This is a genomic window from Cryobacterium sp. LW097 (assembly GCF_002205495.2).
Lineage (GTDB): Bacteria > Actinomycetota > Actinomycetes > Actinomycetales > Microbacteriaceae > Cryobacterium > Cryobacterium zongtaii.
On record NZ_CP021992.1, the window covers coordinates 2,660,166 to 2,675,627 of the forward strand.

The following is a 15,462-nucleotide window of genomic DNA, read 5'->3' on the forward strand; positions in this document are numbered from 1 at the left end:
TGCGAAGCCGAGCCGCTTAGAGGCCGGCGCCCCTGCCGATGTTCCGAATCTTCGGGCTCTGGGCCGCTTCGGTCTCGCTGCGGGAGTCGTGCTCGGCGCGCTCCTGGGCGGAAAGCGGAGCTGAGCGAGGGCGGCGGGAGATCACGTAGAGGAACACGGAGACGGCGATCGCCACCACCAGGATGAGTATCCCCAGGATCAGGCTGAACGTTTCGGACACTAGGTCCTCCAAGCGTTGCGGATGGGTCACTCGGGCCGGTTGGGCCTTCACAAAGGTCTACCGTCTGGGTGCGCCGGCGTCAATTGTGCCGTCGCGGATGACCCCACGGTGCCGGCACTCCCGCGGTACGCTCCGTTCATGGTCGATCGTTATCGCTCAGTGGAGGAGTACCTCGCCGCGCAGCCCGCAGAACGACTGCCCGTGATCCAGGCGCTGCGGCAGCTCGTTCTGGAGGCCAACCCGGCCGCAGAGGAACACATCAAGTGGAATTCCCCCAGTTTTGTACTCGCCGGGGTCGACCAAGCCACGATCAGCGCTCAGGGCAAAAACGGGGTGCGGCTGGTGCTGCACCGGGGCGCGACCACCGCCGAGGACCCGGATGCCGCATCTGCTTTCATCGGTGACCCGAACGGCCTGCTCACCTGGCACTCTGATATCCGGGCGAGCCTGCTCGTCACCGATCTCGCCGATCTGGAGCACAAACGTGCAGCGGCCGTCGAAGTCGTGCGCGCTTGGCTCGCCGAGGGCACCGACTCCCCGTGACCGGAGGTCCCGGTGCCGTCCCGGGCTGGGTTGGATAATCCAACCAAAGGTAGACTACGCACATGACAACGGGACCCTCCGATGCTCGTGCGCACCCCGTCTCTTCGAAACGCTCCGGCGACGACCTGCGTTGCTCCATCGCGCGCACTATGCAGGTGCTCGGCGACCGGTGGACGATCCTGATCGTGCGGGAGGGTTTCCGCGGACACACCCGGTTCAGCGACTTCCGACGGGTGCTCGGCATCCCCACCGACATCCTCACCTCCCGGCTGTGCTCGCTCGTGGCCGCCGGGGTGTTCGAACGCCGCGGCTACCGCGAGCCGGGCGCCCGTGAACGTTTCGATTACCACCTCACCGCCGCCGGCGACGCGCTGCTCCCGGTGCTCGGCGCGCTTGCCCAGTGGGGTGACGACTACCGGCCGTCCGGTCACGGCCCCAGCCGGCTCTACCAGTACGCCGACACCAGCGAACCCACCTCGGTCGCGTTCGTCACCGCCGCCGGCGTCGTGGTGCCGTTGGCCGACATCGCCATCGTGCCGGGGCCGGGCGAAAACGACCCTGATATCGGCCCCACCCGCCCCCTCGCCGCCGCGCACCCCTGATCGCCGGGCTCGCCTGGGCCGCCGGCGGCCGGCGCTGCGGTCAGTTCGGCGGAAGGTTGACCGTGTCACCCTCAGAGGTGAGGTCGGCGCCCTCCCGCAGCTCCAGGACCTCGATCGTGGGATCGGCGACCAGCGCGTCCACGAGCGCCTGGGTGCCGGCGATCACCGTGGAGTCGAAGTCGATCTCGCTCACCAGCACCCAGGCGTGGTCGTCCGGCCAGATCAGGTTCGGCGACTGCGGCCACGTCGAATCGGTCCATGGCGCATCCGTCAGCCAGGCTGGGTCGACGAACCGGCGGATGCCCGCGACGAACAAGACATAGTCCCGCCCGGGCAGTCGCAGCCGAGCACCGGACGACACATCGGCGGGCAGCAGGCCGGGGCCCCTCGAATCGTCGGGCTCGACCATCGCGGCGAGCGCCGCCTGCCGGAGCCTCGCCTCGCCGGCCTCAGTCTCACGATCGGCCGCACGATCGGATGCGCGGTCGGCCGCCTCTTCGTCGCGCACCATGATCAGGGAGACCCCGGTACCGCTGCCGAGTCCACCCCAGCCCTCCCACACGGCCGCGATTCCGGCATCCGGGGTGCCGGTGTGGGCGGCCAGGTGCAGGGCCACGGCGGCGAGTACGGCCACGTCGAGGGTGCCCACGGCGGATTCGGAGTACCGCCAGCCGTCGGCATCCACCAGTTCGTTGTACTCGTTGGGCACCCCGCGGTTCAGCCGGCCGAACTGCGCCAGCGGATGCATGGTGGCACCCCCGACCTCGGCCACCCGCGCCCACGGCACGCTCCGGTAGTCGATGCCGGACGCAAACCCCCGGTTGGGGCCCGACCAGGTGCCGGTGCCGGTGGGCCGGTCAATCGTGACGGGGTGGAACACCCGCGCGTACGCTTCGAAACCACGCGGCACCGCAGAGTGCATGTTTCGCCACCGCACGTCCAGCCGCTCGCGCAGCCACTCGCCGCGCCCCACGTCGCCCACCCAGTCCATACCTCACCGTAGGACCTGCCCGGCCAGAACACACTCCCCCGATCAGCCGCGGGATGCACAACTCCTGCTATTTCTTCCGGCCGGCCGGTGGCGCCCCGGATGTCAGCGGACGCCCCGCCGCCGTCCCATGGCTCTGCAGGAGTTATACCCCCGATCGGGTGGTTTCGCTGGGGGTGTGGGCGCAACTCCCGGGCACCTTCCCCGGTCCCGGCCGCGGCAGTACCGTGTCGGGCATGAGGCGGATGTGCCCCTCGCCGATGACACTGAATGGAGGCCTACCTTGAGCAGCACGCCCACCCGCCGCCGCGGTTACCTGCCGCCCAGCCGCTTCATGCGGCACGTCGTCAACCCGGTCGCCCGGGCCTGCGGCACCCCCACCCTCATCGTGCGTGGTCGCATCAGCGGCCGGGAGATCAGCACCCCGGTGGCACCGTTCCGGTTCGAGGGCGACCGATATGTCATCGCCGGCCGCGGCGAGACCCAGTGGGTGCGCAACCTCCGGGTCGCCGGTCGCTGCGAGCTGCGCATCCGGTGGCGCCGACACCCGTACCGGGCCACCGAGCTGCGGGGCCTCGAACACGACCAGGTCGCCGCCGACTACCTCGAGAAACTGGGCCGTCGGGCCAGGCCGTTCCTGGCCGAGCTGCCGGATCTGGTCGACCATCCGATCTTCAGGCTGGAACTCTGCGAGGCACCGGTGCGCAGCTAGACCCGCCGCTCACCGCACGGGCAGCCCCACCAGGCGCAGCCACGCGGCGAGGTGCGGTTCGTCGAGCACCGGAGCCCGCAGCCCGACGTAGCCGTCCGGTCGCACGACGAGCATGCCGGTGCCGGGCCTGTCGTCGAGCCGGTAACTGTGCACCAGCGGGCTCAGCATCCGGTCGGGCACCGGTCGCGCGTTCGCCTGCAACAGGATGTGCACCCCCGGCCGCGCGAGCAACGCGTGCAGGCGCACCCGACGGCCCTCGCAGCGCACCAGGGTGTCGGGCACCCGCGAGCCCGGCCGCAGCACCCGCCGGGCCAGCCCGCCGCGCACCGGGGTGAGTGACGCGCGCACGTCCATCGACAGCGGGCTGTGCGGGTACCGCAGCCGGAACTGCGAGAGGGTGCGGAGGCCCACCGCGGTCAGCCGGCGTTGCCGGGCGAGCCAGGGCAGCACCGGCCCGGCCACAGGCACCAGCACCGCCCGGCCGAGCTGGGCCAGCGGATGCAGACTCGCCTCGGCCCAATACATGGTGTGCGTCAGCCGCAGCACGGCCCGGTCGGCGGGGCGACGCTCCAGCGCGTACGAGTCCAGCAGCGCCGACCCGGGCCGGGCGGCCAGGGAGCCGCCCGACCGCGTGTCACCCAGGGCGTCCGCCGTCTCGGGCAGCCGCTGGCCGGCCGCGGCTGCGAACGCCAGCTTCCAGCCGAGGTTCACGGCGTCGTGGATGCCGGCGTTCATGCCCTGCGCGCCCGCCGGCGAATGCACGTGGGCGGCATCGCCGGCCACGAACAGCGGACCCCGGCTGAACCGGCTGGCGATCCGGTGTTGCAGCCGCACCTGGGCCGACCAGGCCACCTCGGTGATCTGCGCCGGCAACCCGGCCTCGTCGACCAGCCGCTGCAGTTGCTCTTGCGGTACGGGCGGACCCGGCTGGCCGAACGGCTGCCGGTCGTCACCGGCCCGTCGGGTGGCGAGCATCCGCCAGGTGGCCCGTTCACCGATGTTGAACAGGAATACCAGCCCCTGCCGCCCGACGACCACATGCGCGACCCCGGTCTCGAGCATCACCGGCGCCACCGCCCGCGATCCGGCGCCGGCGGGGCCCAGCTCCACGTCCGCGAGCACCACCTCCTGGTCGTAGTCGCCGCCGAGGAATCCGCCGACCGACCGGCGCACCAGGCTCGCCGGCCCGTCACAGCCGGCCAGGTAGCGGCACAGCACGTCCTCGTCCGGCTCGTCGTCCGCGGTGCGCAGCACGGCCCGGGCGCCGCCCTGACGCAGCCGCGCCAGCCGCACCACCTCCGCACCGCGCTGCACCAGCACGCCGCGTTCGGCGAGCGCGGCGGCCAGCACGGCCTCCACGTCGGACTGCCGCACCAGCAGCGGGTGCGGGAACGCGGTGCCGGGCAGATCAAGCTTCTCGATCGACACCGACACCACCCGCGAGGGCAGGTGCAGCCGCACCGACGGTGCGGAGTCGCCGAGCGCGAGCAGGGCATCCGTCACCCCCAGCGGACGTAAGAGTTCGAGGGTGCGCGGATGCATCACCATCGCCCGCGACGGCCGGAACGCCTCCGGCCGGCGTTCGACGACACGCACCCGGGCGCCGTGGTCGACGGCCTGCAGCGCAAGGGTGAGGCCGGTCGTGCCGGCACCCACAATCAGAAGATCGGTGTCGAAATCGGTCATGCGGGTTCGCGCACCCGGCGCTTGGCCGACATCGGCTCGGCCGGACGCCACCAGTCCCCCACAACGCCGACGGCCCCGGCCGAAAACCGGTACGGATCGCGCAGGAACTCGTCCCGGTGCACCCCGGGCAGCACCGCGTAGTGGATCGATCCGGGTTCGCTGCCCAACGCGAGCACCCGCCACAGGGTGCGGGCGTAGGTTTCGGCGAGCTCCGGGCCGTCCCACTCGTAGATGCCCCGGTACAACCCGTTGATGTCGTGGGTCAGCCACAGCTTCGACACGTAGCCGGGAAAGCCGACGAACAGCGGGGTGTTCATGATGCTCTGCACCCGAAACCAGCGGTGCGCCCGGCCGCGCAGCAGCCGCAGGCGGAACCCCACCACCAACACCGTGGGGGTGTGGGCCGCCGCGCGGTCCACCACTGTTTCGCGGTAGACCACCGCGCGGCTGCCGTCGGCGAACGACAGTCGCTTGCCGGCGTTGCCCCGCGGCAAGTGGATGCGCCGCTGCACGAGCAGCAGACCGGTGCGCGCCACGCAGGCGGCCAGGCCCCGCACCGCCGGGCCCAGCGGAAGAGGCGGTTTCTCGCTCATCATGGTCGCTCCTCCCGATATCAGCGGCGGCCACCGTCGCCGGCGGCCGGTCCCCCGACGGTGCCAGCATAGGCAGCCGGTCCGTTTCGGGGAAGGCCCGGCCGGGGCACCTGGATGGGTACCGGTTGTGGCGCGGGAATCGCCGGGTAAGCAGATGCGCCTGCACAGTTGCGCCTCTTCGTGGGTCCGGGTGACCGGAGGCGTCCACGGGGCCGACGTCGGTGCACGATTGAGCGAACTCCGGAAAAGTCCTCGAGAAACCCGGGCGCTGAGCGGTAGCCTCAGGTGCGCGCGCTCGGAGCGGCCACGGCCGCCGTCGATACCGCGTTCGCCGCCCGAACCACCAGGTGGCCCGTCCACCATCAGTCCCACCCGGAACGGCCCCGAAGGACCCATGATCTCTACCTCCTCGCTCGACGACCCGTGGCCATCCACCGTGGCGCCCACCGTGCACCTCGTGCAGTTGAGCCAGGTCACCATCGATGCCCTCGCCGAGGAGGACCTCGACCTGGCCAACGAGCAGGCAGCGGTGGAACTGAGTCCCTTCTTCGTGCAGGCGGCCAGCGCCAACACCTGGCGGTACCGCAGCCGGCAGCTCGCCGCCTCGCCGGGCGACGCCAGCTGGATCACCCGAGTCATCTTCGACCCCGCCCGGCGGCTCGCCGTCGGTCAGTCCGGCTACCACGGCCCGCCGGACGACACCGGCATGGTCGAGGTGGGCTACGCCGTGGATGCCGCATACCGGCGGCAGGGCTATGCCCGCGCCGCACTCACCGCGCTGCTGGAACGCGCCCGCATCGAGCCGGCCGTCACGGTGGTCCGGGCCACCATCAGTCCCGACAACCTGCCGTCTCGGGCTCTTATCGCCCAGTTCGGCTTCGTCGAGGTGGGCGAGCAATGGGACGACGAGGACGGCCTCGAAACCATCTTCGAGCTACCCCTCGGCTGAGTCGGGCCACCCAGGCACCGCCGCGAGGCACTCTCGCGGCACACCTTCGTTCTCGCGGCACACTTTGATTCTCGCGGCACACCTTTGTTGTCGCGGCACGTGCTCTAACCTGTGCCGCCGTGAACAACACCTGCCACGAAGCACAACACCTGCCGCCGCACCGGATGCCCGCCGCGGCCACCCGGGTGCGGCGCCACCGGCATCCGTGCCAAGCTTGAAACCCGTGCCTCGCGCTCACCAACGGGACCCGCACGACCACTCACCACCACCAGAAAGTCCGCTGACGCAATGACGCCTCCCGCCCGCTCCGCAGAACGCACCGCTGCCCGCCCCGACGTGGCCGTGCGCCGCGCTCGCTTCGCCGTTGCCATGCTGTTCTTCACGAACGGCGCCCTGTTCGCCAACCTGATCCCCCGGTATCCCGCGATCAAGTCCGAGCTCGGGCTCAGCAACGCCGAATTCGGTTTCGCGGTCGCGGCGTTCCCGCTCGGCGCCCTCCTCGCCGGGCTCGCCGCAGGCATGCTGATCCGCCGGTTCCGGTCGTCGCGGGTCGCCGTGGTCTCGACGATGCTCACCGCGGTGGGCCTGATCCTGGCCGGAATCGCCCCCAGCTGGGCTGCCCTGGCCGCCGGTATCTTCCTGGCCGGAGCAATGGACTCCATCACCGACGTGGCCCAGAACTCGCACGGCCTGCGCGTTCAACGGCTCTACAAACGCTCCATCCTCAACTCCTTCCACGCCGTGTGGAGCATCGGCGCGGTCACCGGTGGCCTCCTCGGCGCCGCCGCCGCCCAGCTCGACATTCCGCGCGGCCAGCACCTCATCGTGTCCGCCGTCACCTTCAGCCTGTTCGCGCTGTACAGCTACAGGTTCCTCCTCGCCGGCCCCGAGCCCCTCGAACCCGAAGCAACCGCCCCGGAACCGCACGCCGACGCACCCACCCGCTCGGCCGGCCGCTGGGGCAAGTGGCTGGTGCTCGGCGCGCTCGTGGTGATCGCCGCCTCCGGCGCCGTCGTCGAGGACGCCGGCGCGTCCTGGTCGGCCATCTATCTCTCCGACGCTCTCGGCGCATCCGCCCTGGTGGCCGGGCTCGGCTTCATCGCTTTGCAGGGCATGCAGTTCATCGGCCGGCTGCTCGGCGACGGCCTCGTCGACAGGTTCGGCCAGCGGGCTGTGGCCCGCACCGGCGGCGCGATCGTGTTCCTGGGTATGGGCACGGCGCTCGCGTTTCCGTCGATCCCGGGCACCGTCGTGGGCTTCGGCCTGGCCGGCTTCGGCGTCGCCACGCTGATCCCGGCCGCGATGCACGCCGCAGACGAGCTGCCCGGCTTCCGCGCCGGCACCGGACTCACCATCGTCGCCTGGCTGCTGCGCCTGGGTTTCCTGTTCTCGCCGCCCATCATCGGCGCCATCGCCGACCTCTCCCAGTTGCGCTACGGGCTGCTCCTCGTGCCGCTGGCGGGCCTGCTCGTGGTGTTCTTCGCACCGGTGCTGGCCACCCGGGTACGCACTCGGTCCGCGGATGCCGCCGCAGCGGATGAACCGGACCTCACCGCAGCGCCCGCACCGACGGCGCCCTGAGCACACTCTGAACGGTCGCCGGGTCGCCGGGGCCGGTCGGCCCAGCTGGGCGTGCGGGTGGGCTAGGCGCGCGGTGTCTCGTCGTCGGCCGGCATCTGGTCGCGCATCGGCTCAGCGGGCCGCAGCACCAAACCGAGGAACACCGCCAGGCCCAGCACCCCGGCGAGCAGTCCGCCGCCGCCCAGGTAGATCTCGGCCGGCGTGGCGAAACCGCTCGGCGCATCCGGTTGGAGGCCCACGTAGATCAGGTACCCGGTGAACCCGACACAAAATCCGGCACTGACGACCAGACCGATCACGGCGGCGCTCGGGCGCTTCATGGGGTACTCCTTCGGGTGGATCCTAAGCTGAGTCAACCACAGTTTCGCTCTGATCAGCGTATTATTTCGCACGGGGACTCGTGCGGGGTCTCCGCGACCCCCGGCACCCGGCATCCACTCAGCCGACACCCGCCTAAACTCGACGGATGACCGCACCTACCGCATCCGCCGCCGCCACCATCACCATGTTCGGCGCCGAGTGGTGCCGCGACTGCCGTCGCTCGAAGAAGCTGCTCGACGGCCTCGGTGTGGTCTACGACTACGTCGACCTTGAGGCCGTGGCCGACGGCGCCGACCGGGCCAAGGCCATCAGCGGCCGCACCCAGATCCCCGTGATCGTGTTCTCCGACGACACCCACATGGTCGAGCCCAGCGACGCCGACGTGCGCGCCAAGCTCTCCGAGCTCGGCACCGTCTAGCCTCCGGGCCGGAGGGCGTTCGGGCAGCACGCGGGGGCAGCACGCGGGGGCAGCACGAGGGGGGTCTCACCGTCGAGGCACCCCGAGCATTCCCGCCAGCGTCTTCAGCGCCGCGGCCACCTCCCCGCTTCCCCGCCTGCCCCTGGCACCCGGCGGCGCACCCTCCGTGGCGGTGCGCGCCACGTGCTCGGCCACCCGGAACAGCCAGGCCCGGAAGGCCGAGTCCATCGTCGGCGCCTGCGCCTCGACCAAGGCCAACGCCCGGGCCAGCTCGCCCAGCACCCGGGCCTGGTCATCGGCAGCGCCGTCGATCACGCCGAGGTCGCGGGTGAGTACCTCGGCCACCAGGTCCGCGTCGATTTCCTTGACGATGGGCAGTGCGTCCGGGTGATGCGCCTCGCGCGTCACGGCCTTCTCCGCGGCAAGCATCTCCGTTACGACCACCATCGGCCCTCTGGGCGACGCCCCCACCATGTACAGTCCCACGAGAAACGGTGCGGCCCCCACGGCCTGCCATTCCTCGGCGGTGAAGGCCTCCCTGACGGTCATCTCAGTTCCTCCTCGAGCGCCGACCCCCGCGAGGGGTGCCCGAGCGGCACCAACCGCTCCCGGCCCGAGGCGCCTCTGTTTCGTCCCACCGTCCCGCTACGCCCACGCCGCGCCCGCGCTTCGGCCCGGCTAGCGCTGCGCCAGGCCTCCCGGTCCACGCTACGCCTGCGCCGCCGGCGCCCGCTACGCCTGCCGGGCAGGATGCGGTCGACCGAGGTGTGCGGGCAGGATGCCGTCGGCCGAGGTGCGCGGGCAACGCGCCGCTTTGCGAGTGGCGCGCCACCCGCGTAACGGCGCCTGACCCGCGTAATGCATCTCCCCGCCGCACACCCGCACCCGCCCCGCGTCACCACCCGGCCCATCCGCCCCCACGCGCCGGCGCACCGCCTCACCTGCCCGGCGCATCAGCCCCGTTGCACCCCACCCCTGCCGGGGGTACCGTAAACGCAACATCGCACCCGGCCCCAATCGTGGCCGGCTGACCTCCGTTGCCGCATGGAGCGGTAGCCGACAGCGCAACCTGAAAGCCAACCCGCCGCGCATCCCCGGCCCCGGGTCACTCGTAACGACGTCCGCACCACTCCACGCACCGGTAGTCTTCCCCCCGGGGGTACAGATGGACACGACACAGCACAACACCGCAGAGCGGAACGCGCCGGAGGCCGACGGGCTGACGATCTTCGACGACGTGCACGAGGTGCGTGACGAGCCCGTCGCTTTTGTGGGATTGCAGCTGATGGCCGTGGTCCTCAGCTACTCCTTCGCGCTGGGCGTCCTGGTGATCATCCTGATCCCGGTCGTGCTGGCCCTCACCCTGTTCTGGCCGTACCTGCCTGGAATGCTGTTCCCGGAGCTGGCGGGCCTGTAACCGCCCTCGGCTCCGAACGTTGGGCCCACCCGGTCGACATCCGGGCGCATCCGCCTATTTGACCAGCGCCGCCCGGTACCGCTCGTACCGTGACCTGCCCACGAGCCGCCAGAGCAGCCGCACCGGAGCGGGCAGGTGCTCGTGTTGCCAGTCGCCGCCGCCGTCCGGTTGCGCGGCGAGGATCGTGCCGAGCTGAACGAACATCTTGCCCTTGGGGGTGGCCTTCCGACCGTGTTCGGAGAGCGCGTCGATCTCCCTCGGCGTGATGACGGTCTCCATCACGGGCACGATGTGGGTCTCCTCGTCGGGCAGGTGCACGGCGAGCGCCGCATTGATGCCGGCCAGGGCTGTGGCAACGGATGCCGCATCTGTTGCCCGGCCGCTCGCCCGCCAGGCCGGCAGGGCCGCATCGAGTTCGTTGAGGTGCACGAGCATCAGCGCGTGCTGCTCCTTCATGCGCGTCACGTGGGCCGCGCAGGAGGGGGCCCGGTTCTCGAGCCGGCCCCACAGCATGGTGTCTTCGCCTTCGTGGTGTGCGTGCAGCCCGGTGGAGAGCATCGCGAGGTAGTCGCCGACGAGGTCGGCCTGCTCGGCGTCGCTGTCGGGCACCGCACCGACCAGCGCCGGGGCCTCACCGAACCCGGCCCGGAACATCCGATGGATCTCGACCATGCCGCGGCCGTCGCAAATCTTGACGGCACCGGCGCCGTCGTCAGGGTTGTCGCCGCTGGAGGGCAAGGCGGTGGCTGGCATGGGGCCTCCTTCGTGAGATGTGCACGCTGGAACCGTATCCGCGTGGCTGTGCCCCTTCAAGGGGGTTGCCACGGTCGGACTCGCCAATTGGATGTGGGAGCGCAGCGCGGCGGGTTTGCGGGAGCTACGTGGGGTTAGCGCATCCGCCGGATGCCCGGCCCCGCATCCGCCGATCGGTGCCACACTCGCGACAGCCGCCGTGGTGCACGCTGACGCGGCGACAGCACCGCCCCTACGATCGAGACAGCGCCCCACCCCACACCGAAGGAGATCAACCATGGAGCTAACCGGTCGAGACGTCGACGAGTTCCTCGCGACCCTGGACGGCCCCTTTGTCGACTCGATGCGGGCCCTCGACGCCATCATCTCCGAGGTCTTCGCCGGGGTCACCCGCGAGCTGTGGGAGGGCGTCTTCTGGGGCGGCACCGAGCAGCAGATCATCGGCTACGGCCACACCGTGATCGCCCGGCCGGGCAAGCCCACCGTGGAGTGGTTCGTGGTGGGACTGGCCAGGCAGAAGAACCACCTCAGCGTGTACGTGAATGCGGCCGACGAGGACGGTTCCCTCGTGCAGCAGTACAAGGGCCGGCTCGGCAAGGTCAAGGTCAGCTCCGCCGCGATCACGTTCGCGTCGATCGACGCCCTCGAGCTGGACGAGTTCCGGGCCCTGCTCCAGGATGCCGCGCGGCTCACGCCCGACGCCACCTGAGCCAGCGCGCAGCCACATGGCCTCGGCCCGGGCGTGGCCGCCGAGGTATGCGGGCAAGGCGCCGTTATGCGGGTGGCGCGCCACCCGCATAACGGCGCCTGACCCGCCTAACGCCCCGAAGGCCACGCCGGCCGCTCCTCCGCCGGCGGCCGGACCCGTCCCTCCGTAGGATGAGCCCATGCCTGCAACCCCCGAACTCGAAACCCCGTCAGCGGATGACCGCGAACTCATCGAGCTCGCTCGTGCGACCATCGACGCCAACACGGATGCCGGCCCCGACGAGGACGGCGCCCACACCATGGGCGCGGCCGTCCGGGCCGCCGACGGCCGCATGTTCGCCGGCGTGAACCTGTTCCACTTCACCGGCGGTCCGTGCGCCGAGCTCGTCGCCCTGGGCACCGCCCGCGCCGGTGGTGCGCGGGAAATCACGACGATCGTTGCCGTGGGCAATCACGGTCGCGGCGTGGTCGGCCCGTGCGGGCGGGACCGCCAGGTGCTCTTCGACTACCACCCCGGCATCCGGGTGTTGCTGCCCACCGCCGAGGGGGTGCGGGTGGCCCGGATCGAGACCCTGATGCCGTTCGCCGCGGCGTGGAGCCTGGCGGATGGCGTGCAGCCGTTCGACGGCGACCGCTTCCGCTGACGCCGGGCAGTCCCCGCTGCCCAATGTTCGGCAACTGTTGCCGATCCGGACAATTGCGCCCGGTGCGCCGGGCACAATTGTCCGCACGGGCAACAGTTGGTCCGGTTGCGGGCGACCGGCACCCGATCCGCCCCCGCTGGTGCCCCTGAGGGTGCCCCCGTGGGTGGCCGCGGATGGCTCGATCGGCTGGAGAGAATTGCGGTATGACCGCGCGGAGGTCGCCGCCCGGCGGCCCCGGCAGGTGGCCCGCTGAACCCCTGCGGTCCCTGATGCTCCGCGCCCGACCGACCGGAATTCGCGTTATGCGGGGTAGGCGCCGTTGTGCGGGTGGCACGCCACCCGCATAACGGCGCCTTGCCCGCGCAGCACCCCGGAGCAGGCATCCGGCACCCGAACCACCCCTCCCGCGGCCGAGCCGACACCAGGCCCAGGGGCCGAACCGCTACCGAGCCAGCCGCCCCCGACCCCTCAGCAGCTCCACCAGGGCATCGAGAACCGGCACCTGCCCGCGCACCAGCTGCACCCGGGCCTGCTCCAGACCCACCCATCGGGCATCGTCCACCTCGGGGAACGACCGCAACCGGCCGGACCCCTTCGGCCACTCCAGCTCAAACGTGTTGCTCACCACGGTGTCGACCGCGAGGTCGGCCTCCGCCGCGAACACCGTCACCACCTTGCCCGACGGCTGCCGAAACTCACCCAGCTCGACATACTCCACCGCTGGTGCCGGCACCCCGATCTCCTCCTCGAACTCCCGCCGCGCCGCCGCGAACGGGTCTTCCCCGAGCCCGTACTCGCCCTTGGGGATCGACCAGGCCGCGGCATCCTTGCGCGCCCAGAACGGGCCGCCCATGTGCGCGATCCATACCTCGGGCTCCGCCGCATCCGTCAACCGATAGAGCAGGATGCCCGCGCTCAACACCACCATGGACCCACCCCTCAGGATGCGGCCAGCCTGGCCCGCTCGGCAGCCACGTCGAAGTCGGCGGGCGGCCAGGTGAGCACCATGTCGTTCAACGCCTTGAGCAGCAGCTCCCGAACCGCGAGGCGGGCGAACCATTTGCGGTCGGCGGGCACGACGTACCAGGGCGCGAACACCGTGGAGGTGCGCTCGAGCGCGGTCTGGTACGCCGCTTGGTAGCCGGGCCAGAGCATGCGCTCGTCGATGTCACCCGGGTTGAATTTCCAGTATTTGTCGGGCCGGTCGAGCCGCTCGAGCAGGCGCTTCTTCTGCTCGCCGGCGCTGATGTGCAGCATCACCTTGATCACGGTGGTGTCATCGTCGACGAGCTCCTGCTCGAAGGCGTTGATCAGGTCGTAGCGTTCCTCGATCTCCTCTGGCGACGCGAGCTGCCTGACCCGGCCGATCAACACGTCTTCGTAGTGCGACCGGTCGAAGACTCCGATCATGCCGGCGGTGGGCAGCTCTCGGCGGATGCGCCACAGAAAGTCGTGCCGCAGCTCAACCGGGGTGGGTGCCTTGAACGCCACGTGGCTGACGCCCTGGGGGTCGACAGCGCCCACCACGTGGCGCACGATACCGCCCTTACCGGAGGTGTCCATCCCCTGCAGGATGAGCAGGATCTTGCGCGGGTCGCCCTCCCGGCTGTTGGCGAAGAGCATCTCCTGCTGGTGCGAGAGTGCCTCAGCGGCGGCGACCCCGGCGGTCTGGGCATCCGTTTTGCTGCCGCTGAAGCCGGGCGTTGAGCCGGGATCGACGGTGCCGAGGACGAACCCGCGGGTGACCTTGAGCAGGTTGCTGGATGCGTCCGTCCAGGCGGAAGCGGATGTCGAGGCCACAGTGGCTCCCTTCGTCGGATGTTGCCATTCTGCTCCGACGGCTGCCGAAAACGGTGGATTCCGTGACGAATTGCCGGTTTCACGCCACTCATAGGTAGGGCGAGTCATCCGCTCGGCACCGTGGCCGGTCAGCTCGGCCGTACCCGGCCCGGGCTCGGACGCCTCGCCTCAGTCCCCAACCAGAAAGCAGGCCACCATGACCGCACTTCGTCTTCTCCTCGCCGCCGCCGTGGCCTTCGCGTTCTACTTCATCGGCGCCAAGGCCGGCCGAGGCCGGTACAAGCAGATCCGCCGCAACGCCAAGAAGGCGTGGAACGACCCGACCGTGAAGAAGGCCCGCGCCGGCACGAAGAAGCTCGCCCGCCGCAACACGAAGAAGATCACCAAGGCCGTTCACCGCTAAGCCAGCACCCCCTTCGAAAGGAATCTCATGACTGACAACACCGCACAGCAGGCCCACGACCTCGTCGAGGACACCGTCGCGAAGGCCGGCGAGCTCGCCGACCAGGCCCGCCACGCCGTCGACGACACCGTCGCCACCGCCACCGCGGCCCTGCGCGACATCGACACCACCGCAGCCATCGCCTCGGCACGGGAGTTCGCGACCGACACGTTCGGGAAGCTCACCGACGCCTACAAGCGCAACCCCACCCTGGTCCTCACGCTCGGCTCCGTCGCCGTCGCCGCGGTGACCGGCCTCGGCGCCCTGCTCGCCAAGCGCCGGTAGTCGCGGAGCCGACCCGCGCGGGCGCTACCTGAGCGCAGCCGTCATCCCCTGTCGAGCACCGCCGCGAGCGTGGTGCCGAGCAGCCGGGCTGACTCCGTGTACTTGGCCGTGAGCCGCCGGCTCATCTCGGGCGGCAGCGCGGCCTGACGGACCGGGTTCGCGTTGTGGGCGAGGTCGGCGTGCTTTACGACCAGCGCCAGCGGGTCGGCGGCCACCCGGGCCATCGACTCGGCGAGCGGTTCGCCGGCCCGCTTGGTCAGCGCATCCACCGCCCGCACGATGGGCTCGTCAAAGCCCTGCGCGCGCAGGTCGTCGAGCGTGATGGGGGTGTCCTCCACGACGTCGTGCAGCACGGCCACGGTCTTCTCGGGCACGGTGTTGACCAGGCTCATCACGCCCAGTGGATGCTCGATGTAGGCCACCCCGAGCTTGTCGACCTGCCCGGCGTGCGCCGCCTGTGCCAGCGCGATGGCGGCCGCCAGGCTGCCGGCCGCCGGGCTGCCCTGCCCGGCGGTGTCGTCCTGCTCGGGACCGGCGCCGGACGGCGCGGTGGTGTCTGTCATGGCAACTCCTCGAGGGCGATCAAAACTGAGTCATCTCGACGCTAGCGCACCCCGTGCCGGCCCGCGGTGCCGTCGGCGGTGCTCCTCGACGTACCGTACGCACCCCGTCGAGGCGCCGTCGGCGTGCCGTCGCTGGGCTCGTGGAGGTATGCGGGTCAGGCGCCGTTATGCGGGTGGCGCGCCACCCGCATAGCGGCGCCTGACCTGCACAGCGCGCCGCCTTCGCGGCCACGCGTC

The 15,462-nt window shown here is 70.9% G+C and carries 21 protein-coding genes; 11 read left to right on the top strand and 10 right to left on the bottom strand.

Annotated features, from left to right (window positions below; genetic code table 11):
- Window positions 1-16: 16 nt before the first annotated feature.
- Window positions 17-220, bottom strand: a complete 204-nt coding sequence (locus tag B7495_RS12390) for a hypothetical protein (RefSeq protein WP_088456838.1) — start codon at window positions 218-220, stop codon at window positions 17-19.
- A 138-nt stretch (window positions 221-358) separates the two neighbouring features.
- Between B7495_RS12390 and B7495_RS12395 the strand changes: the two genes are divergently transcribed.
- Window positions 359-763 (top strand): DUF1801 domain-containing protein, encoded by a 405-nt coding sequence (locus B7495_RS12395; RefSeq protein ID WP_168195320.1) that lies wholly within the window; start codon window positions 359-361, stop codon window positions 761-763.
- A 62-nt stretch (window positions 764-825) separates the two neighbouring features.
- Entirely contained in the window at window positions 826-1,365 is a 540-nt protein-coding gene (locus B7495_RS12400; protein WP_088456840.1) for a helix-turn-helix domain-containing protein, read from the top strand.
- Between the two features lie 40 nt (window positions 1,366-1,405).
- Here the strand turns inward: B7495_RS12400 and B7495_RS12405 are convergent, their stop codons facing one another.
- Entirely contained in the window at window positions 1,406-2,356 is a 951-nt protein-coding gene (locus tag B7495_RS12405) for a hypothetical protein (RefSeq protein WP_168195321.1), read from the bottom strand.
- A 280-nt stretch (window positions 2,357-2,636) separates the two neighbouring features.
- On the opposite strand from B7495_RS12405, the gene B7495_RS19135 reads away from it, so the two are divergent.
- Window positions 2,637-3,065 (top strand): nitroreductase/quinone reductase family protein, encoded by a 429-nt coding sequence (locus tag B7495_RS19135; RefSeq protein ID WP_103430060.1) that lies wholly within the window; start codon window positions 2,637-2,639, stop codon window positions 3,063-3,065.
- 9 nt (window positions 3,066-3,074) lie between these two features.
- Here B7495_RS19135 and B7495_RS12415 read toward each other — a convergent pair whose 3' ends face one another.
- A complete protein-coding gene (locus B7495_RS12415; protein WP_088456843.1) occupies window positions 3,075-4,751 on the bottom strand; it encodes an FAD-dependent monooxygenase in 1,677 nt (558 codons plus the stop codon).
- A complete protein-coding gene (locus tag B7495_RS12420) occupies window positions 4,748-5,347 on the bottom strand; it encodes a hypothetical protein (RefSeq protein ID WP_240632237.1) in 600 nt (199 codons plus the stop codon). The genes B7495_RS12415 and B7495_RS12420 overlap by 4 nt, the downstream gene beginning before the upstream one ends.
- A 391-nt stretch (window positions 5,348-5,738) precedes the next feature.
- On the opposite strand from B7495_RS12420, the gene B7495_RS12425 reads away from it, so the two are divergent.
- A complete protein-coding gene (locus tag B7495_RS12425) occupies window positions 5,739-6,293 on the top strand; it encodes a GNAT family N-acetyltransferase (protein ID WP_088456844.1) in 555 nt (184 codons plus the stop codon).
- A 288-nt stretch (window positions 6,294-6,581) separates the two neighbouring features.
- On the top strand, window positions 6,582-7,874 hold the full coding sequence (locus B7495_RS12430; RefSeq protein WP_088456845.1) for an MFS transporter: 1,293 nt from the start codon (window positions 6,582-6,584) through the stop codon (window positions 7,872-7,874).
- Window positions 7,875-7,936: 62 nt separating this feature from the next.
- Here B7495_RS12430 and B7495_RS12435 read toward each other — a convergent pair whose 3' ends face one another.
- Window positions 7,937-8,194, bottom strand: coding sequence for a hypothetical protein (locus B7495_RS12435; protein WP_088456846.1), 258 nt, complete (start codon window positions 8,192-8,194; stop codon window positions 7,937-7,939).
- A 146-nt stretch (window positions 8,195-8,340) separates the two neighbouring features.
- On the opposite strand from B7495_RS12435, the gene B7495_RS12440 reads away from it, so the two are divergent.
- The gene (locus B7495_RS12440; protein ID WP_088456847.1) at window positions 8,341-8,613 is read left to right on the top strand and encodes a glutaredoxin domain-containing protein; all 273 of its coding nucleotides are present in this window, start codon (window positions 8,341-8,343) and stop codon (window positions 8,611-8,613) included.
- Window positions 8,614-8,679: 66 nt separating this feature from the next.
- Here B7495_RS12440 and B7495_RS12445 read toward each other — a convergent pair whose 3' ends face one another.
- A complete protein-coding gene (locus tag B7495_RS12445) occupies window positions 8,680-9,162 on the bottom strand; it encodes a hypothetical protein (RefSeq protein WP_088456848.1) in 483 nt (160 codons plus the stop codon).
- Between the two features lie 616 nt (window positions 9,163-9,778).
- Between B7495_RS12445 and B7495_RS12450 the strand changes: the two genes are divergently transcribed.
- Window positions 9,779-10,030, top strand: coding sequence for a hypothetical protein (locus B7495_RS12450; RefSeq protein ID WP_088456849.1), 252 nt, complete (start codon window positions 9,779-9,781; stop codon window positions 10,028-10,030).
- Between the two features lie 54 nt (window positions 10,031-10,084).
- On the opposite strand, the gene B7495_RS12455 is transcribed toward B7495_RS12450, so the two are convergent.
- Window positions 10,085-10,783, bottom strand: coding sequence for a hemerythrin domain-containing protein (locus B7495_RS12455; RefSeq protein WP_088456850.1), 699 nt, complete (start codon window positions 10,781-10,783; stop codon window positions 10,085-10,087).
- 277 nt (window positions 10,784-11,060) lie between these two features.
- Here B7495_RS12455 and B7495_RS12460 point away from each other — a divergent pair, with 277 nt between their 5' ends.
- Together B7495_RS12460 and B7495_RS12465 are read left to right on the top strand one after the other, a co-directional pair.
- The gene (locus B7495_RS12460; RefSeq protein WP_134407993.1) at window positions 11,061-11,492 is read left to right on the top strand and encodes a DUF1801 domain-containing protein; all 432 of its coding nucleotides are present in this window, start codon (window positions 11,061-11,063) and stop codon (window positions 11,490-11,492) included.
- Between the two features lie 178 nt (window positions 11,493-11,670).
- On the top strand, window positions 11,671-12,135 hold the full coding sequence (locus B7495_RS12465; RefSeq protein ID WP_205748677.1) for a cytidine deaminase: 465 nt from the start codon (window positions 11,671-11,673) through the stop codon (window positions 12,133-12,135).
- Between the two features lie 442 nt (window positions 12,136-12,577).
- On the opposite strand, the gene B7495_RS12470 is transcribed toward B7495_RS12465, so the two are convergent.
- Together B7495_RS12470 and B7495_RS12475 are read right to left on the bottom strand one after the other, a co-directional pair.
- Window positions 12,578-13,063, bottom strand: a complete 486-nt coding sequence (locus B7495_RS12470) for an NUDIX domain-containing protein (protein WP_088456852.1) — start codon at window positions 13,061-13,063, stop codon at window positions 12,578-12,580.
- A gap of 11 nt (window positions 13,064-13,074) precedes the next feature.
- A complete protein-coding gene (locus B7495_RS12475) occupies window positions 13,075-13,935 on the bottom strand; it encodes a PPK2 family polyphosphate kinase (protein ID WP_240632238.1) in 861 nt (286 codons plus the stop codon).
- Window positions 13,936-14,131: 196 nt separating this feature from the next.
- On the opposite strand from B7495_RS12475, the gene B7495_RS12480 reads away from it, so the two are divergent.
- Together B7495_RS12480 and B7495_RS12485 are read left to right on the top strand one after the other, a co-directional pair.
- The gene (locus B7495_RS12480) at window positions 14,132-14,338 is read left to right on the top strand and encodes a hypothetical protein (protein ID WP_088456854.1); all 207 of its coding nucleotides are present in this window, start codon (window positions 14,132-14,134) and stop codon (window positions 14,336-14,338) included.
- Between the two features lie 27 nt (window positions 14,339-14,365).
- Window positions 14,366-14,662 carry a hypothetical protein gene (locus B7495_RS12485; RefSeq protein WP_088456855.1) on the top strand — a complete coding sequence of 99 codons (297 nt, stop codon included), beginning with the start codon at window positions 14,366-14,368 and terminating at the stop codon, window positions 14,660-14,662.
- Window positions 14,663-14,703: 41 nt separating this feature from the next.
- Here the strand turns inward: B7495_RS12485 and B7495_RS12490 are convergent, their stop codons facing one another.
- On the bottom strand, window positions 14,704-15,225 hold the full coding sequence (locus B7495_RS12490) for an HD domain-containing protein (protein WP_088456856.1): 522 nt from the start codon (window positions 15,223-15,225) through the stop codon (window positions 14,704-14,706).
- Between the last annotated feature and the right edge of the window lie 237 nt (window positions 15,226-15,462).

What these genes read in the sequence shown, in the direction of transcription:
- B7495_RS12440 (WP_088456847.1), top strand. Translation starts at nt 8,341, where the DNA reads ATGACCGCACCTACCGCATCCGCCGCCGCCACCATCACCATGTTCGGC.
- B7495_RS12395 (WP_168195320.1), top strand. Translation starts at nt 359, where the DNA reads ATGGTCGATCGTTATCGCTCAGTGGAGGAGTACCTCGCCGCGCAGCCC.
- B7495_RS12455 (WP_088456850.1), bottom strand. Translation starts at nt 10,783, where the DNA reads ATGCCAGCCACCGCCTTGCCCTCCAGCGGCGACAACCCTGACGACGGC.
- B7495_RS12430 (WP_088456845.1), top strand. Translation starts at nt 6,582, where the DNA reads ATGACGCCTCCCGCCCGCTCCGCAGAACGCACCGCTGCCCGCCCCGAC.
- B7495_RS12485 (WP_088456855.1), top strand. Translation starts at nt 14,366, where the DNA reads ATGACTGACAACACCGCACAGCAGGCCCACGACCTCGTCGAGGACACC.
- B7495_RS12420 (WP_240632237.1), bottom strand. Translation starts at nt 5,347, where the DNA reads ATGATGAGCGAGAAACCGCCTCTTCCGCTGGGCCCGGCGGTGCGGGGC.
- B7495_RS12460 (WP_134407993.1), top strand. Translation starts at nt 11,061, where the DNA reads ATGGAGCTAACCGGTCGAGACGTCGACGAGTTCCTCGCGACCCTGGAC.
- B7495_RS12470 (WP_088456852.1), bottom strand. Translation starts at nt 13,063, where the DNA reads ATGGTGGTGTTGAGCGCGGGCATCCTGCTCTATCGGTTGACGGATGCG.
- B7495_RS12435 (WP_088456846.1), bottom strand. Translation starts at nt 8,194, where the DNA reads ATGAAGCGCCCGAGCGCCGCCGTGATCGGTCTGGTCGTCAGTGCCGGA.
- B7495_RS12405 (WP_168195321.1), bottom strand. Translation starts at nt 2,356, where the DNA reads ATGGACTGGGTGGGCGACGTGGGGCGCGGCGAGTGGCTGCGCGAGCGG.
- B7495_RS12445 (WP_088456848.1), bottom strand. Translation starts at nt 9,162, where the DNA reads ATGACCGTCAGGGAGGCCTTCACCGCCGAGGAATGGCAGGCCGTGGGG.
- B7495_RS12480 (WP_088456854.1), top strand. Translation starts at nt 14,132, where the DNA reads ATGACCGCACTTCGTCTTCTCCTCGCCGCCGCCGTGGCCTTCGCGTTC.
- B7495_RS12450 (WP_088456849.1), top strand. Translation starts at nt 9,779, where the DNA reads ATGGACACGACACAGCACAACACCGCAGAGCGGAACGCGCCGGAGGCC.
- B7495_RS12465 (WP_205748677.1), top strand. Translation starts at nt 11,671, where the DNA reads ATGCCTGCAACCCCCGAACTCGAAACCCCGTCAGCGGATGACCGCGAA.
- B7495_RS12400 (WP_088456840.1), top strand. Translation starts at nt 826, where the DNA reads ATGACAACGGGACCCTCCGATGCTCGTGCGCACCCCGTCTCTTCGAAA.
- B7495_RS12415 (WP_088456843.1), bottom strand. Translation starts at nt 4,751, where the DNA reads ATGACCGATTTCGACACCGATCTTCTGATTGTGGGTGCCGGCACGACC.
- B7495_RS12490 (WP_088456856.1), bottom strand. Translation starts at nt 15,225, where the DNA reads ATGACAGACACCACCGCGCCGTCCGGCGCCGGTCCCGAGCAGGACGAC.
- B7495_RS12425 (WP_088456844.1), top strand. Translation starts at nt 5,739, where the DNA reads ATGATCTCTACCTCCTCGCTCGACGACCCGTGGCCATCCACCGTGGCG.